We start from the raw sequence: 14,776 nt of genomic DNA on the forward strand, positions 1-14,776 counted from the left end.
TCACTGGCATCAATGACCACTATCGAAATCGTTGATTGTCCGTCGTGCCGGCAAATCCCTAAGGTAGCCCCATCAGTTTGATGGAGGTTTTCCCATGGCACAGGTTCAAATCATGTCGGTGATCGGCAGCGCAGTTCCCGCTTCGCTGCGTGCATCCGGTTTGCTCGCTTGCTGGTATCTGGTGCGCGATGGCGAGCCGATCAGCGGCCCGCTCACCTCGTTACCAGCGGCGCAGGCCTTGTCGCAACAGGTCGCCAGCAGCACGTTTCACGCTTAGGGCAGTTGCACCTTGGGCTTGGTCTCGACGAACAGCGCCCAGCTCGATAGGAACAATGCGGCAATCAGCGGCCCGATCACAAAGCCGTTGAGGCCGAATACCGCGAGGCCGCCGAGGGTCGAGACCAGAATCAGGTAATCGGGCATCTTGGTATCTTTGCCCACCAGAATCGGACGCAGCACGTTGTCGACCAGGCCGATCACGAATACGCCGAACAAGCCCAGCACCACGCCCTGCCAGATCATGCCGCTGAGCAGGAAGTACACCGCCACCGGCGCCCAGACAATCCCCGCGCCCACCGCTGGCAACAGCGACAGAAACGCCATCAGTACCGCCCAGAGCAACGCGCTGGGAATGTCGAGAAACCAGAAAATCAGCCCGCCCAGCGCGCCCTGGGTCACGGCCACGACCACGTTGCCCTTGACCGTGGCACGCACCACGCGGTTGAACTTCAGTTGCAGGCGGCGCTTGTGGTTTTCTTCCAGCGGCACAGCAGTGCGCATCTTGCGCGCCAGCTCGGGGCCGTCACGCAGAAAGAAAAACAGCAGATACAGCATGATGAAAAAGCTCACCACGAATTCGAACGTGCCCTGGCCGAAACTGAACGCCTGAGTCGCCAGCGCCTGGCTGCCCTGCATCGCCGCTTTGACGATCTTCTCGCGCAGGCTGTCGAGTTCGCCCATGCCAAAGCGGTCGAGCAAGTGCTGAAAGTAAGGCGGCAGGCTGTGTTTGAACTGCGCCAGATACGCAGCGATGTCCAGCTCGCCGCTTTCAATGTTCTTGTAGACAGTCGCCCCTTCCTGCACCAGCAGGATGCTGACGATGATCACCGGCAGAATCGCGACCACCAGGCACAGGCTCAAGGTGCACAGCGACGTCACGTTGCGTTGCCAGCCGAACTTCTGCTGCAACCTGCGCTGTACCGGCGCAAACAGAATGCCGAGGATGACAGCCCAGAATACCGCGCCGTAGAACGGCAGCAGAATCCAGATAAAGGCCACCGTGACCAGCACCAGCAGCACTGTCAGGGATTTGAATTGCAGACTCTTTTCGTTCATATCCGGTCCATGTCAGTCAGGCGTCACGCCCGCCCGCCCCACTTAGTCAGCCGCCGAGCGCGCGAGTGCCATGTTTATTCATGGAGCATAGATCCAGATCAATGAACCCTCGCAACAGCTGCCCTACCCTGCGCGGCTTTTGCGACTGACATCCAAATGCAGACTCTCATCGCCCCCGAGCTTCTCGCCCCCGCCGGCACCCTGAAAAACATGCGCTACGCCTTCGCCTACGGCGCCGATGCGGTCTACGCTGGCCAGCCGCGCTACAGCCTGCGGGTGCGCAACAACGAGTTCGATCATGTCAACCTGGCGCTGGGCATCCGTGAGGCGCAGGCGCAGGGCAAGCGCTTCTACGTCGTGGTCAACATCGCCCCGCACAACGCCAAGCTGAAGACGTTTCTCAAAGATCTGGCGCCAGTGATCGAGATGGCCCCGGATGCGCTGATCATGTCCGATCCGGGCCTGATCATGCTGGTGCGCCAGCATTTTCCGCAGATGCCGATTCACCTGTCGGTGCAGGCCAACACGGTGAATTGGGCGAGCGTCGAGTTCTGGCAGCAACAGGGGCTGAGCCGGATCATCCTGTCGCGCGAACTCTCGCTCGAAGAAATCGGTGAAATCCGCGAGCAGGTGCCGGGCATGGAGCTGGAGGTGTTCGTGCACGGCGCGCTGTGCATGGCCTATTCCGGGCGCTGCCTGCTTTCCGGTTACATGAACAAGCGCGATGCCAATCAGGGCACCTGCACCAACGCCTGCCGCTGGAAGTACACGGCGCAAGAAGCGACGGAAAACCAGCTCGGCGAGATCGTCCAGACCTTTGAACCCGAGCCGACGCTGGGTCTCGGCGCACCGACCGATCAAGTCTTCCTGCTCCAGGAAGCCAACCGCCCCGACGAATTGATGCCGGCTTTCGAAGACGAACACGGCACCTACATCATGAACGCCAAGGACCTGCGCGCGGTGCAGCATGTCGAACGGCTGACGCGCATGGGCGTGCACTCCTTGAAAATCGAAGGCCGGACCAAATCGCATTTCTACTGCGCACGCACCACCCAGGTATATCGCCGGGCGATCGATGATGCCGTGGCCGGGCGCGAGTTCGATCGCAGCCTGATGCTGGATCTGGAATCGCTGGCCCAGCGCGGCTACACCGAAGGTTTTCTGCGCCGACATGTGCACGACGAATATCAGAATTATCAACACGGCAGTTCGGTGTCGGAGCGTCAGCAGTTCGTTGGCGAGCTCACCGGCGAGCGCCGTGATCGCCTGGCCGAAGTGAAAGTGAAGAATCGTTTTGCCGTGGGCGATCATCTGGAACTGATGACGCCCAAGGGCAATTTCCATTTTGATCTGCATGAATTGCAGAGTGTCAGCGGCCAAGCGATCGAAGTGGCGCCAGGGGACGGGCATACGGTGTATCTGCCGATTCCGGATGCGGTGGATTTGCGCTTTGGGTTGTTGATGCGGGATTTGCGAGTTGGTTGACTGGCGATATTGTCTGGCACTCGCCGCATGGCCGTAATTTGCAGCGAAGCCGATGCCGTCTTCGCGAGCAGGCTCGCTCCCACAGGGAGTTTGTGTCATCCACTGTGGGAGCGAGCCTGCTCGCGAAGAGGCCGGCCCACTCAATGAATAATCCAGACCTCAGCGCAAATCATCCGACAACGGCGTCGGCTCGTCCGCCGGCGGTACATTGTCGTCATCCGGCGGATCCTTCCAGTCATCCGGCCGGTCGGCATCGCTCAATGGGTCGCGGCCCGGGTCCATGCCCGGCGGTGCGTCGTGATCGCTCAGGGTCGGCTCGTCAGTGCCGGATACGGGGCGGGTCTGCTCAGTGGGCGCGATGCCACCGGGAACAAGTGCGTCATCAGCCATGCTGCACCTCACAATACTGGCCCGGATTATCCGGGGCGTATTGTTTGGAAGCGCGACCTTTGACGGCGTGCGATAGATCAGACCAGCGGCATCAGCCTTGGGCGATAAAGCGATCGCGACTGTTGGTCAGGTGCAGCCACATCGCGGCGCGGGCGGCATCGGCGTCCTGACGCTTGATCGCATTCAGAATCGCCTCGTGTTCCAGATTGGCCAAGTGGCCGAGCTTGCTCAGATCCGCCGCGCCGCGCTCGGCGGCATTCAGGCGATTGCGCGGGATCATCGCACTGCCCAGGTGCTGCATGATCTCGCTGAAACAAGCGTTGCCGGTGGCCTCGGCGATCAGCAGATGAAAACGCCGATCGGCTTCCACGCAGCTGTCATTGTTGGCCAGCAGCCGTTGATAGTCATCCAGCGCCTGACGCATCTGCTGGACCTGCTGCTCACTGCGCCGCTGCGCCGCCAGTGCGGCCGCTTGCGTCTCCAGGCCCATGCGCAATTCGAGAATGCTGCGCACGCCGAGCGCCGTATCGACGTTCAGGCGCAGGCCCTGCTCCGCTGCACGTTCGATGACGAAAGTACCGATGCCATGGCGCGTCTCCACCAGCCCCGAGGCCTGCAACTTGGAAATCGCCTCGCGCACCACCGTGCGGCTGACGCCGTGCTCCTGAACGATGGAGTTCTCCGAAGGCAGCTTGTCACCGGGCGACAGTTGCCCGAGCAGGATGCTCTGGGTGAGCTTTTCCACCAGGTCATGAGCGAGGTTGTGCGTGCGTTTGCGCGCGGGCGCGTCGAGGTCTTCTTGCATGGTCGGTTCCGGTGATCGGGGCTTGCCGATCGTAGCACTGCGGGATGACGGTTGAGATGGATTTTAGCGGTCGATGGGACATCAACTTGTATGACAACACTCAATTACGTCGAATATTTTCGATAGCCAGCCATCACGCATCACCACTCATACCTCAAAAAGGCGCTGCGCTCGACTGGCGAAATTTTCAATGAATACGAGCTAGAATCCGGTTTTCGCATAAAAAAACGAACAATCAGAAGAATTTGATCGCCCTCCCCACTTGTAGGACAAAAAATTACAGTTGTATGATGTCTAGCAACAATGCAGCACCCAGTCCTACCCGCATAAAAATAATCAGTGGGAGAAACATCAGTGAAAACCTCCATCTCCGGGATGCAGGACAGCGTCGACCCGACGCTCGCCTCAGCCATCTCCAAAGTCAAACGCCACGTCCTGCCGCTCTTCGTGATCATGTTCATCGTCAATTACATTGACCGGGTGAACATCGGCTTCGTCCGCACCCACATGGAAACCGATCTGGGCATTGGTGCTGCCGCTTATGGCTTCGGCGCCGGGCTGTTCTTCATCGGTTACGCGCTGTTCGAAGTGCCGTCCAACATGCTTTTGCAGAAAGTCGGCGCACGCATCTGGCTGACCCGCATCATGTTCACTTGGGGCATAGTCGCGGCCTGCATGGCCTTCATCCAGAACGAAACCCACTTCTATATTCTGCGTTTCCTGCTCGGTGTCGCCGAGGCCGGGTTCTTTCCCGGGGTGATTTATTACTTCACCCGTTGGCTGCCCGGCGTCGAGCGCGGCAAGGCGATCGCGATCTTCCTCAGCGGCTCTGCCGTGGCCTCGCTGATCTCCGGCCCGCTGTCCGGTCTGCTCCTGCAGATCAATGGGCTGGGCATGCACGGCTGGCAATGGATGTACTTCATCGAGGGGATGTTCTCGGTGTGCCTGTGCGTGTTTGTCTGGTTCTGGCTGGACGCCAAACCCCACGACGCGAAATGGCTGAGCCGCGCCGAACAGGATGCGTTGGTCAGCGCCATCGACGACGAGCAAAAGGCCCGCGAAGCGGCGACGCCGATCCGGCCGTCGCTGGGCAAACTGCTCAAGGACCGGCAGATCATTCTGTTCTGCCTAATCTACTTCTTCATTCAGTTGACCATTTATGCGGCGACTTTCTGGCTGCCGAGCATCATCAAGAAGATGGGCGAACTCAGCGAGGTGCAGGTCGGCCTGTTCAACTCGATTCCATGGTTGCTGTCGATCGTCGGCATGTACGCCTTCGCCTCGCTGTCGGCGAAGTGGAAACATCAACAAGCTTGGGTCGCCACCGCCCTGTTGATCGCCGCAGCGGGGATGTTCATGTCCACCACTGGCGGGCCGATCTTTGCCTTCGTCGCGATCTGCTTTGCGGCGCTGGGTTTCAAATCCGCCTCGTCGCTGTTCTGGCCGATTCCCCAGGCTTATCTGGATGCACGCATTGCGGCGGCAGTAATCGCGCTGATCAACTCGGTGGGCAACCTCGGCGGCTTCGTCGCACCGACCACTTTTGGCCTGCTGGAGCAACACACCGGCTCGATTCAGGGCGGCCTCTATGGTCTGGCCGCGACCTCGATCATCGCCGCAATCATCGTCTTCGCTGCGCGCACCACGCCGAAACCCGCTGCTGAAAAAGCCGTGGCCGACGCCGCGCCGAAACACGCCTGACTTCGTCTCGACAAGGAAAACAATAATGACTGTTCACGACACCGCCAAAGCTCCGATCATCACCGACATGCAAGTGATTCCGGTGGCCGGTCACGACGGCATGCTGCTCAACCTGAGCGGCGCCCACGGGCCGTTTTTCACCCGCAACATCGTCATCCTCAAGGACAACGCCGGCCATACCGGCGTCGGCGAAGTGCCCGGTGGCGAGCGCATTCGCCAGACACTGGAAGACGCGCGCAATCTGGTGGTCGGCAGCCCCATCGGCACCTACCAGAAAATTCTCAATCAGGTGCGCCAGACCTTCGCCGACCGCGATGCCGGTGGCCGTGGCCTGCAGACGTTCGACCTGCGCATCACCATTCACGCGGTCACCGGCCTGGAAGCCGCCCTCCTCGACCTGCTCGGCCAGCATCTGGACGTGCCGGTGGCGGCGCTGCTCGGTGAAGGTCAGCAACGCGACGAAGTGAAAATGCTCGGTTATCTGTTTTACGTTGGCGATCAACACGAAACCGATCTCGCCTACCGCAGCGAACCGGACGCCGACAACGACTGGTTCCGTGTGCGCCACGAGAAGGCCATGACCGCCGAAGCGGTCGTGCGTCTGGCGGAGGCGGCGCACGCCAAGTACGGCTTCAAGGATTTCAAACTCAAGGGCGGCGTACTCAGTGGCGATGCCGAAATCGAAGCGGTCACGGCACTGGCCGAGCGCTTCCCCGACGCGCGGATCACCCTCGATCCGAACGGTGCATGGTCATTGAAAGAGGCGATTCGTCTATGCCGCGATCAGCACCACGTACTCGCCTACGCCGAAGACCCTTGCGGCGCGGAAAACGGTTATTCCGGGCGCGAAGTCATGGCTGAATTCCGCCGCGCCACCGGGCTGAAAACCGCGACCAACATGATCGCCACCGACTGGCGAGAAATGGGCCACGCGATTCAGTTGCAGTCAGTGGACATCCCGCTGGCCGACCCGCACTTCTGGACCATGCAGGGTTCGGTGCGGGTCGCGCAGATGTGCCACGAATGGGGCCTGACCTGGGGCTCGCATTCCAACAACCACTTCGATATTTCCCTGGCCATGTTCACCCACGTCGCCGCCGCCGCACCCGGCGAGATCACGGCCATCGACACCCACTGGATCTGGCAGGACGGTCAGCGCCTGACCAAGGCACCGCTGCAAATTGTCGACGGCTGCGTGCAAGTGCCGCAGAAACCGGGACTGGGCGTGGAACTGGACATGGATCAAGTGACCAAGGCTCACGAACTGTACAAAGGCATGGGCCTCGGCGCGCGGGACGACAGCGTGGCGATGCAGTTCCTGATTCCGGGGTGGAAATTCGATAACAAGCGGCCGTGTCTGGTGCGGTGATCTAGCAGGCGCCGCTGATTTCAATTGTGGGAGTAGGAGCTGCCGAAGGCTGCGATCTTTTGATCTTCAAAACAGAATCAAAAGATCGCAGCCTTCGGCAGCTCCTACAAATCGGTTTTCAGCTTGAGATATGCAGCAACCAGGTTTTGAACGCTTTCATCGCCACCGTTTCCGCTCGCGACTGCAACCGCGTCAGCCAGTAACTGCCGGTGGTGATCTCGATCGCGAACGGCTGGCAGATCGCATCCGCTGCCAGTTGCCGGGCGAACATCAGCGGCGGCGCCAACGCCACGCCGCCGCCCTGCAACGCCGTTTCAATCATCGCCAGCGACGAATCGAAGACGATGCTTTGCGGTGGCGCAGCCTGGGTCGCCAGGCCCGCCGCCTGAAACCACTGCGGCCATTCATCAGTGCGATAGGAACGCAGCAAGGTCTGCTGCAACAAGTCCGCCGGCGCGTGCAGTTGCCGGGCAATCTCCGGCACGCATAACACCGACAACGGCGCATCGAGCAAGCGTGTCGCCTCAATGCCATGCCAGGCGCCAGCGCCGAAACGAATCGCGTAATCCAGCCCTTCCGCCGCCACATCGACCCGGTTGTTATTCGTCGAGAGGCGTAAATCGATCAGCGGATATTTCGCCCGAAAGTCCGCCAGCCTCGGCAACAGCCAGCCCACGGCAAACGTGCCCACCGCGCCGACCGTCAACATGTCGCGATACTGCCCACCAGCCAGACGCTCGAGCATCTGCGCAATGTGGTCGAATGAGGTGCTGAGCACCGGCAGCAAGGTTTCGCCTTCACTGGTCAGCATCAGACCACGGGGCAGGCGTTTGAACAGGGTCAGGTTGAGCTGCGCTTCCAGGCTTTTGACCTGATGGCTGACCGCTGCCTGCGTTACGCACAGTTCGACGGCGGCGCGGGTGAAGCTCAGATGACGTGCCGAGGCTTCAAACGCGCGCAGAGCGTTGAGCGGCAGTTGCGGTCGAATCATGGGTTGTCCCAAATTTTTCTAAGGGTTCGTGCGAGTTTTCATCGTTTGTCGAAGGTCGGCAAAGTGCCTAAATTAACCGCGCTGATCAGCCGCCCGATGAAAAAATCACCCGCAGTGTAGCGGGATACAACAAACGACACTCATGGAGAGTGATTCACTCATGTGTTCCTTCAACCCGAGCAAGGTCTTTTCCCACAGCGCTTTCGCACTGTTCTTCGGCAGCGTTGCCTGTCATGCCGCAACGCCGACGGATGCGCAATTGCAGGCACTGGTCAGCCAAGCCGTCACCCCGGTGATGCAGCAAAACAACATCCCGGGGCTGACCGTAGCGATCACGCTGAATGGCCAGGCGCATTACTTTAATTACGGAGTCGCTGCCAAAGACACCGGGCAAAAAGTCAGTGAAAACACCCTGTTCGAAGTCGGCTCGGTGAGTAAAACCTTCACCGCCACCCTCGCCGGTTACGCCCAGGCCACCGGCAAACTTGACCTGTCGAGCAAGGCCAGCCAGCTCTGGCCGGAGCTCAAGGGCAGCGCCTTCGACAACATCAGCGTGCTGCAACTGGGCACCTACAGTGCTGGCGGTCTGCCGTTGCAATTTCCTGCCGAGGCGGATTCTTCCGACAAGATGCTCGGCTATTACCAACAGTGGAAACCGCAATTTCCCGCCGGCAGCCATCGCCTGTATTCCAACCCGAGCCTGGGCCTGTTCGGCTACCTGACGGCGAAAAGCCTCGGCCAGCCGTTCGAGCAGGCAATGACGCAAACCCTGCTGCCGAAACTCGGTTTGCAGCACACCTTCCTCAGCGTGCCGCCAGCGCAGTCGAAGCTTTACGCCCAAGGCTACGACAGCGCCGACCAACCCGTGCGCGTCAGCCCCGGCGCCCTTGACGCCGAGGCCTACGGCATCAAAACCAGCGCCGCCGACCTGCTGCGTTACGTCCAGGCACAACTGAAACCGGCCAGCCTTGGGCCTGATCTGCACCAAGCCATCGCCAACACGCACATTGGTTATTACCGCGTCGACGACATGACCCAAGGCCTGGGCTGGGAACGCTACGCCTACCCGATCAGCCTGGAAAAACTGCAAAACGGCAACTCGACCCCCATGGCCATGGAACCTCACAAAGTCGAGTGGCTGACCCCACCGCAAGCTGAGCCGGCCAATGTGCTGTTCAACAAAAGCGGTTCTACACGGGGCTTTGGTGCGTATGTAGCGTTCGTGCCGTCGCGGGACATGGGCATCGTGATTCTGGCCAACAAGAATTACCCGAACGTCGAACGGGTGAAGATTGCGCACACGGTTTTCGCGGCGTTGGCGGATTAAGAGCAAAAGATCGCAGCCCGAGCCTTCTGCGGCTCCTACAGGATCGGGTTTTCACTCGGTTAACGTTGGAGGTGTCGCAGGCTGCAACAACTTTCGATCAGCAGATGACTTGTGGGAGCGAGCCTGCTCGCGAATGCGCTCGATCAGTCACCTTTCAGCGCCTGAAAAACCGCTATCGCGAGCAGGCTCGCTGCCACATTTGAACTGTGCACTTCACAAAAAAATGTGGGAGCTGGTTTGCCAGCTCCCACAGGGATTTTGCTTCACTCACGCAACGCGCAATCAATCATCCGGCATCTGCGGCGGTTTGCTCGGTTTGGCCGGTTTGCTGCCCTTCGCGCCTTTGGCCGGTTCCGGCTCGGTGGCGGCGGGTGTTTGCGCTGCGGCCGCAGCGGCGGCTTCTTTTTCGGCCATGGGCATGGCGTCGATGGTTTCGAAGATCTTCGCCAGGCTCAATGCCTTGGCTTCATCACCCGAGGCGGAGAGCTTGGTTTCGCCGTCCTTGCCCACCAGGAACACTTTTGGATAGGCGCCGGCGCCGAGCTTCAGCGAGCGCAGCAGGGCCATGGTGTCCTGCTGGCCCATGTCCTTGCCGTCGAGCTGGCCGGACATGCTGAGGATGGTGTAGACCTTGATGTTGCGGTCGGTGACGCCCTTTTTGTTGGCCGGGTCTTCGAGTGACTTTTTCAGGCTCAGCCACACCGGATCAACGGTGCTTTGCGCAATCACGATCAGCGGACGGGCGCGGCCCACGTCCCCGGCCAGGGGTGAATCGCTGTCGGCGGCTAACAGGGGGCCGGCGATTGCCAGCAAGAGGGTCAGGGTCAGGGACCTGATGAGCATGCGCATCTCCTTTTGATATCCACGCACTACTGATTGCGCATCGTGGCGATTGTTCCGGCGGCGTCTGGCAAAAAGGCATTGCCCTGTCAGAAGCTTAGGTCAGGGAGAACTTTGCGCAACATGACGTAAGCGATCATCGGCACCTCCCTACGGCCGCTGCACAGGAAGTGTTTTCTCCAGGCTGAGTCAGAACGCCAACTTGTAACCAATCAACACCAGCATCGTCGCCAGGCACGGGCGCAGGACTTCGTCGGAGATACGTCCGGTCAGGTGGCTGCCGAGCCAGATGCCGGGCAGCGAGCCCATCAGCAGGAAGCCCAGCACGCCCCAATCCATGTTGCCCATGCTTGCGTGGCCGAGGCCGGCGACGAGGGTCAGGGGTACGGCGTGGGCGATTTCGGTGCCGACCAGGCGCCGGGTTGGCAGTAGCGGGTAGAGGATGAACAAGGCGACGGTGCCCAGTGCGCCGGCGCCGATCGAGGTCAGGGCGACCATGGTGCCAAGGATCAGACCGGTGATCACCGTCATGATATTCAGGCGCGAACCGCTCGGGTTGTAGTTGCCACCCGCGCGTTTGTGGGCGAATTCGAGCAAGCGTTTTTTGAAGAAAATCGCCAGCGCCGTGGCGAAGAGGACGAAACCGAGCGCCTGTTTGATAATGGCGTTCATCGCGTCCGGCGCGGTGTGCAGGGTGCTGAGGAACCACAGGGTCATGGCCACGGCTGGCACACTGCCGAGGGTCAGCCAGCCGGTGATCGCCCAGTCGATGTTCTTGTTCTTCTTGTGAACGAGGACGCCGCTGGATTTGGTGATCGCGGCGTACAGCAGGTCCGTACCCACCGCCGTCGCCGGGTTGATGCCGAACCACAGCAGGATCGGCGTCATCAACGAACCGCCGCCCACACCGGTCATGCCGACGATAAACCCCACCACCAGCCCGGCAATCACCAGGCCGAAATTTGCCAATTCCATTCAAACGTCCAGAAAACGACAGGAAAATCTGGCCCGCAGCATAGCGATTTTTCTTATAACCACATATATCGATGCGGTCTATCGTTATGCCATATCGAATTTACCGCAGATCCCTGTGGGAGCGAGCCTGCTCGCGAAGGGGGTGTCAGCCGACCGATGAGTTGAATGATGCAACGCTTTCGCGAGCAGGCTCGCTCCCACAGTGGCCCCTGGCGCTACAGAAAACTTGCCGGGTTCACTGCACCGGCAGGAAATTCAAGAACAAGAGGCTTTGCGCGTAATTCAGTCCGATCCTGCGATAGCGCTCATCGAGCATCTGCGTGAGCAGGTCGAGGCGCGCGACGATTTTGCTGAATTCGGTGGCGAAGCTGAGGTTGCTGCCCTCCTCCGAGATTTCGTTGGAGAACAGCAACGGCTGGCCTTCCTTGTTCTGCCGTTGCGACAGAATCCACATGGCTTTTTCGATGTTACGCGCGGCGTTGTGCACGAACGTCGGGTTGATCGCGTCGGTCATGTAGAACTCGGTGCGATTGCCGTGGGCGGTAACCAGCATGCTGCCGATCGCATAGATGAAGGCGCCGACGCGGTCGCCGAGGAATTCCGGACTCATCGCATAGCTCAGCGCCGCCAGATCCTTGCGCCCGCCCAGCACGGGCAACGGCTGCTGTTGCTCGACAGCGAGACGCACCTGTTTCACGGCGGCGTTGACGGTGAGGAAACCGGATTTGCGCAGTTCTTCCGGGTTGCGCAGGTAGAGCTTGCCCATCAATCGATAGAGGCTGTCGAGGTTGTCGCGCATCGCCAGGGTGGCCATGCGGTCGACGCTGGTCTGCAGAAATTCCTGCGGCTGCCCTTCACGTATCTGATTGAAAAATCCATTGCCGTTCTGGTGACTGCAGCCGCTGAGCAACAGCGACAACAGACAGGCCAGCAGCAGGCACGGGCGGCGGTGAGCGGCGGTGATCAGGGCAAAAACACTCGGCATGAAATCTCGGACAGGCACATTCCTGTGCGGCGGGAGTCACCGCATCCTGGCCATGCATAGAGCCGCCGATTGCGAAAAAGTGCAGTGCTCCGGCGGTGAAGCCGACCTTCGGCGCTTTTCGCCATGTCAATTAGTCGGACTTTATATTTGCCAAAAACGGTAAATCCGCTATAAATCTTCTCTCTCGACTCAAATAGCATGACTAGTGACATGTAGGAGCTGCCGAAGGCTGCGATCTTTTGATCTTGCTTCTAAAAATCAAGATCAAGATGAAGATCAAAAGATCGCAGCCTTCGGCAGCTCCTACGGTCAATACGAAAACAACAACAAAAAGGAAGGTCAACCATGCTTCAATCCCGTCACCTGCTCTCCGGCCTCGGACTGTCCCTGATGATCGCTACCCTTTCCGCCAACGCGGCGGGCCTGACCGCCGAACACAAAGCCTTCGGCAAAACCAATGACGGCACGCCCGTCGAACAATACATCCTGCGCAACAGCCACGGCATGCAGGCCACCGTGATCACCTACGGCGCGACCCTGCAAGCGCTGAAAGTCGCCGACAAGCACGGCAAGTTCGACGACATCGTCTTGGGTTTTGACGATGTGCAGGGCTATCAGAAAGGCACCGCGTACTTCGGCGCGACCATCGGCCGTTTCGGCAACCGCCTGGCCGAAGGTGCTTTCGAACTTGATGGCAAGCGTTATCAAGTGCCGCAGAACGACAAATCCAACGCCCTGCACGGCGGCCCCGAAGGTTTCGACAAGAAAGTCTGGAAGGCCAAAGAAACCAAGGACAAGGATTCGGTTGGCGTAACCCTGACCTACCTCTCGGCCGACGGCGAGATGGGCTTCCCGGGCAATCTGACCACCGAAGTCACCTATCGCCTGACCGACAACAACGAGCTGCGCATCGACTACAAGGCCAGCACCGACAAGCCGACCGTGCTCAACCTGACCAACCATAGCTACTTCAACCTGGCCGGTGCCGGCAATGGCGATATTCTCAAGCAAGTCGCCATGATCAACTCCAGCCATTACACGCCAGTCACCGCCAAACTGATCCCGACCGGGGAGCTGGCGGCTGTCGCCGGCACGCCGATGGACTTCAGCAAACCGACGGCAATCGGCACGCACATCAAGGCTGATCATCCGCAGCTGAAATTCGCCGAGCCGAAACAGGGCGGCTTCGATTTCAACTGGGCGCTGGACACCAAGGGCGATGTCAGCAAGCTCGCCACCGAAGTCAGCGATCCGCAATCCGGACGCGTCCTGCAACTGTTCACCAGCGAGCCGGGCGTGCAGTTCTATACCAGCAACTTCCTCGACGGCACGGTCAAGGGCAAGGGCGGCAAGGTCTATCCACACTGGGGCGCGTTCACCCTCGAGACCCAGCACTACCCGGATTCGCCGAACCAGCCGGACTTCCCGAGCACGCGGCTTGATCCGGGGCAGACTTACGCCCACAGCGTGATCCTCAAGTTCTCCACCAAGTAACCTGCCATGCTCCCCCTGTGGCGAGGGGATTCATCCCCGTTGGGATGCGAAGCAGCCCCAAAAACCTGCAATAGAACGCTGTCTGATACAGCGCGAGTTGCAGGATCGGGGCTGCTTCGCAGCCCAGCGGGGATAAATCCCCTCGCCACGATTGACCGGTTTCATCCTTGACTCCTCCTTCCTTCCGGGAACCCTTGCTCTATCCTGCTGCCCACTAAAGATATCGACTCTTTAAGGCAGGAGGTTTGGATGCGTACTCTTGAATTGGCCGGCGTACAGGTTCCCGTGATTGGTCAGGGCACTTGGCGCATGGGCGAGGATCGTTCGGCGCACAGCCGTGAAGTGGCGGCGCTGCGCACGGGCATCGAGCTCGGCATGACCCTGATCGACACCGCCGAGATGTACGCCGAGGGCGGTGCCGAAACGGTAGTCGGCGAAGCCATCGCCGGTCTGCGCGATCAAGTCTTTCTGGTCAGCAAGGTGTATCCGCACAACGCCAGCCGCCAGGGCATCCCGCAAGCCTGCGAGCGCAGTTTGCGTCGGCTCGGCACCGACTACATCGATCTGTATCTGCTGCACTGGCGCGGTCAGTATCCGCTGGAGGAAACCGTCGAAGCCTTCGAACGCATGCGCGAGGACGGCAAGATCGGCCGTTGGGGCGTGTCGAATTTCGATGTCGACGACCTCGAAGAACTCTCCAGCTCGGCCTGCGCCACCAATCAGGTGCTGTACAACCTCGAGGAGCGCGGCATCGAATTCGATCTGCTCCCGTGGTGCCAGCATCAGCGCCTGCCGTTGATGGCTTACTGCCCGATCGGCCAGGGCGGCGCGATGCTCGCCGAGCCGGTTCTGCAAGACATTGCCAGCCGTCACAACGCCACTCCAGCGCAGGTTTCGCTGGCGTGGCTCCTGCGTCAGGACGGCGTGATTGCGATTCCCAAGGCTGTGCGCCCGGAGCATGTGCAACTCAATGCCGAGGCGGCGCAGTTGCAACTGGACGCCGGGGATCTGGCGGCGCTGGACAAGGTGTTTCCGGCGCCACAACGCAAGCAGCGACTGGCCATGGTCTGAGCTGCCGA

14 protein-coding genes are annotated in these 14,776 nt (G+C 60.1%); 7 read left to right on the forward strand and 7 right to left on the reverse strand.

Annotation, left to right across the window (positions count from 1 at the left end; translation table 11 throughout):
- Nucleotides 1-94 precede the first annotated feature (94 nt).
- Nucleotides 95-277 carry a hypothetical protein gene (locus PSH90_RS17180; RefSeq protein WP_041477171.1) on the forward strand — a complete coding sequence of 61 codons (183 nt, stop codon included), beginning with the start codon at nucleotides 95-97 and terminating at the stop codon, nucleotides 275-277.
- Here PSH90_RS17180 and PSH90_RS17185 read toward each other — a convergent pair.
- Nucleotides 274-1,335, reverse strand: a complete 1,062-nt coding sequence (locus PSH90_RS17185; protein WP_041477173.1) for an AI-2E family transporter — start codon at nucleotides 1,333-1,335, stop codon at nucleotides 274-276. The genes PSH90_RS17180 and PSH90_RS17185 overlap by 4 nt on opposite strands.
- 156 nt (nucleotides 1,336-1,491) lie before the next feature.
- Here PSH90_RS17185 and yegQ point away from each other — a divergent pair, with 156 nt between their 5' ends.
- The gene (yegQ, locus tag PSH90_RS17190) at nucleotides 1,492-2,820 is read left to right on the forward strand and encodes a tRNA 5-hydroxyuridine modification protein YegQ (protein WP_305381126.1); all 1,329 of its coding nucleotides are present in this window, start codon (nucleotides 1,492-1,494) and stop codon (nucleotides 2,818-2,820) included.
- Nucleotides 2,821-2,979: 159 nt separating this feature from the next.
- Here the strand turns inward: yegQ and PSH90_RS17195 are convergent, their stop codons facing one another.
- Complete coding sequence (locus tag PSH90_RS17195) at nucleotides 2,980-3,210, reverse strand: hypothetical protein (RefSeq protein ID WP_305381127.1); 231 nt, start codon at nucleotides 3,208-3,210, stop codon at nucleotides 2,980-2,982.
- A gap of 91 nt (nucleotides 3,211-3,301) precedes the next feature.
- On the reverse strand, nucleotides 3,302-4,015 hold the full coding sequence (locus PSH90_RS17200) for a FadR/GntR family transcriptional regulator (protein WP_016775357.1): 714 nt from the start codon (nucleotides 4,013-4,015) through the stop codon (nucleotides 3,302-3,304).
- A gap of 354 nt (nucleotides 4,016-4,369) precedes the next feature.
- Here PSH90_RS17200 and PSH90_RS17205 point away from each other — a divergent pair, with 354 nt between their 5' ends.
- Nucleotides 4,370-5,716, forward strand: a complete 1,347-nt coding sequence (locus PSH90_RS17205) for an MFS transporter (protein ID WP_305381128.1) — start codon at nucleotides 4,370-4,372, stop codon at nucleotides 5,714-5,716.
- A gap of 25 nt (nucleotides 5,717-5,741) precedes the next feature.
- The gene (gene gudD, locus PSH90_RS17210; protein ID WP_236169587.1) at nucleotides 5,742-7,085 is read left to right on the forward strand and encodes a glucarate dehydratase; all 1,344 of its coding nucleotides are present in this window, start codon (nucleotides 5,742-5,744) and stop codon (nucleotides 7,083-7,085) included.
- A gap of 118 nt (nucleotides 7,086-7,203) precedes the next feature.
- Here gudD and PSH90_RS17215 read toward each other — a convergent pair whose 3' ends face one another.
- The gene (locus tag PSH90_RS17215) at nucleotides 7,204-8,076 is read right to left on the reverse strand and encodes a LysR family transcriptional regulator (RefSeq protein ID WP_305381130.1); all 873 of its coding nucleotides are present in this window, start codon (nucleotides 8,074-8,076) and stop codon (nucleotides 7,204-7,206) included.
- 160 nt (nucleotides 8,077-8,236) lie between these two features.
- Here PSH90_RS17215 and ampC point away from each other — a divergent pair, with 160 nt between their 5' ends.
- Nucleotides 8,237-9,403, forward strand: coding sequence for a class C beta-lactamase (gene ampC, locus PSH90_RS17220; protein WP_305381131.1), 1,167 nt, complete (start codon nucleotides 8,237-8,239; stop codon nucleotides 9,401-9,403).
- A 282-nt stretch (nucleotides 9,404-9,685) separates the two neighbouring features.
- On the opposite strand, the gene PSH90_RS17225 is transcribed toward ampC, so the two are convergent.
- The 3 genes from PSH90_RS17225 to PSH90_RS17235 all read right to left on the reverse strand — a co-directional run bounded on the left by PSH90_RS17225 (nucleotide 9,686) and on the right by PSH90_RS17235 (nucleotide 12,203).
- Nucleotides 9,686-10,246 carry a DUF4174 domain-containing protein gene (locus PSH90_RS17225; RefSeq protein ID WP_095182121.1) on the reverse strand — a complete coding sequence of 187 codons (561 nt, stop codon included), beginning with the start codon at nucleotides 10,244-10,246 and terminating at the stop codon, nucleotides 9,686-9,688.
- A 186-nt stretch (nucleotides 10,247-10,432) separates the two neighbouring features.
- The gene (locus PSH90_RS17230; RefSeq protein ID WP_125927590.1) at nucleotides 10,433-11,218 is read right to left on the reverse strand and encodes a sulfite exporter TauE/SafE family protein; all 786 of its coding nucleotides are present in this window, start codon (nucleotides 11,216-11,218) and stop codon (nucleotides 10,433-10,435) included.
- Nucleotides 11,219-11,453: 235 nt separating this feature from the next.
- Entirely contained in the window at nucleotides 11,454-12,203 is a 750-nt protein-coding gene (locus PSH90_RS17235; protein WP_016775367.1) for a hypothetical protein, read from the reverse strand.
- A gap of 345 nt (nucleotides 12,204-12,548) precedes the next feature.
- Here PSH90_RS17235 and PSH90_RS17240 point away from each other — a divergent pair, with 345 nt between their 5' ends.
- Nucleotides 12,549-13,697 (forward strand): aldose epimerase family protein, encoded by a 1,149-nt coding sequence (locus PSH90_RS17240; RefSeq protein ID WP_056788705.1) that lies wholly within the window; start codon nucleotides 12,549-12,551, stop codon nucleotides 13,695-13,697.
- Nucleotides 13,698-13,946: 249 nt separating this feature from the next.
- On the forward strand, nucleotides 13,947-14,768 hold the full coding sequence (locus tag PSH90_RS17245) for an aldo/keto reductase (RefSeq protein ID WP_305381132.1): 822 nt from the start codon (nucleotides 13,947-13,949) through the stop codon (nucleotides 14,766-14,768).
- The last annotated feature ends 8 nt before the right edge of the window (nucleotides 14,769-14,776 follow it).

It is taken from the genome of Pseudomonas sp. FP1762, assembly GCF_030687105.1.
Taxonomy (GTDB): Bacteria; Pseudomonadota; Gammaproteobacteria; order Pseudomonadales; family Pseudomonadaceae; genus Aquipseudomonas; species Aquipseudomonas siliginis.

Excerpts from the sequence above, each read along its gene's own strand:
- PSH90_RS17180 (WP_041477171.1), top strand. The coding sequence starts at position 95 with ATGGCACAGGTTCAAATCATGTCGGTGATCGGCAGCGCAGTTCCCGCT.
- PSH90_RS17185 (WP_041477173.1), bottom strand. The coding sequence starts at position 1,335 with ATGAACGAAAAGAGTCTGCAATTCAAATCCCTGACAGTGCTGCTGGTG.
- yegQ (WP_305381126.1), top strand. The coding sequence starts at position 1,492 with ATGCAGACTCTCATCGCCCCCGAGCTTCTCGCCCCCGCCGGCACCCTG.
- PSH90_RS17195 (WP_305381127.1), bottom strand. The coding sequence starts at position 3,210 with ATGGCTGATGACGCACTTGTTCCCGGTGGCATCGCGCCCACTGAGCAG.
- PSH90_RS17200 (WP_016775357.1), bottom strand. The coding sequence starts at position 4,015 with ATGCAAGAAGACCTCGACGCGCCCGCGCGCAAACGCACGCACAACCTC.
- gudD (WP_236169587.1), top strand. The coding sequence starts at position 5,742 with ATGACTGTTCACGACACCGCCAAAGCTCCGATCATCACCGACATGCAA.
- PSH90_RS17215 (WP_305381130.1), bottom strand. The coding sequence starts at position 8,076 with ATGATTCGACCGCAACTGCCGCTCAACGCTCTGCGCGCGTTTGAAGCC.
- ampC (WP_305381131.1), top strand. The coding sequence starts at position 8,237 with ATGTGTTCCTTCAACCCGAGCAAGGTCTTTTCCCACAGCGCTTTCGCA.
- PSH90_RS17225 (WP_095182121.1), bottom strand. The coding sequence starts at position 10,246 with ATGCTCATCAGGTCCCTGACCCTGACCCTCTTGCTGGCAATCGCCGGC.
- PSH90_RS17230 (WP_125927590.1), bottom strand. The coding sequence starts at position 11,218 with ATGGAATTGGCAAATTTCGGCCTGGTGATTGCCGGGCTGGTGGTGGGG.
- PSH90_RS17235 (WP_016775367.1), bottom strand. The coding sequence starts at position 12,203 with ATGCCGAGTGTTTTTGCCCTGATCACCGCCGCTCACCGCCGCCCGTGC.
- PSH90_RS17240 (WP_056788705.1), top strand. The coding sequence starts at position 12,549 with ATGCTTCAATCCCGTCACCTGCTCTCCGGCCTCGGACTGTCCCTGATG.
- PSH90_RS17245 (WP_305381132.1), top strand. The coding sequence starts at position 13,947 with ATGCGTACTCTTGAATTGGCCGGCGTACAGGTTCCCGTGATTGGTCAG.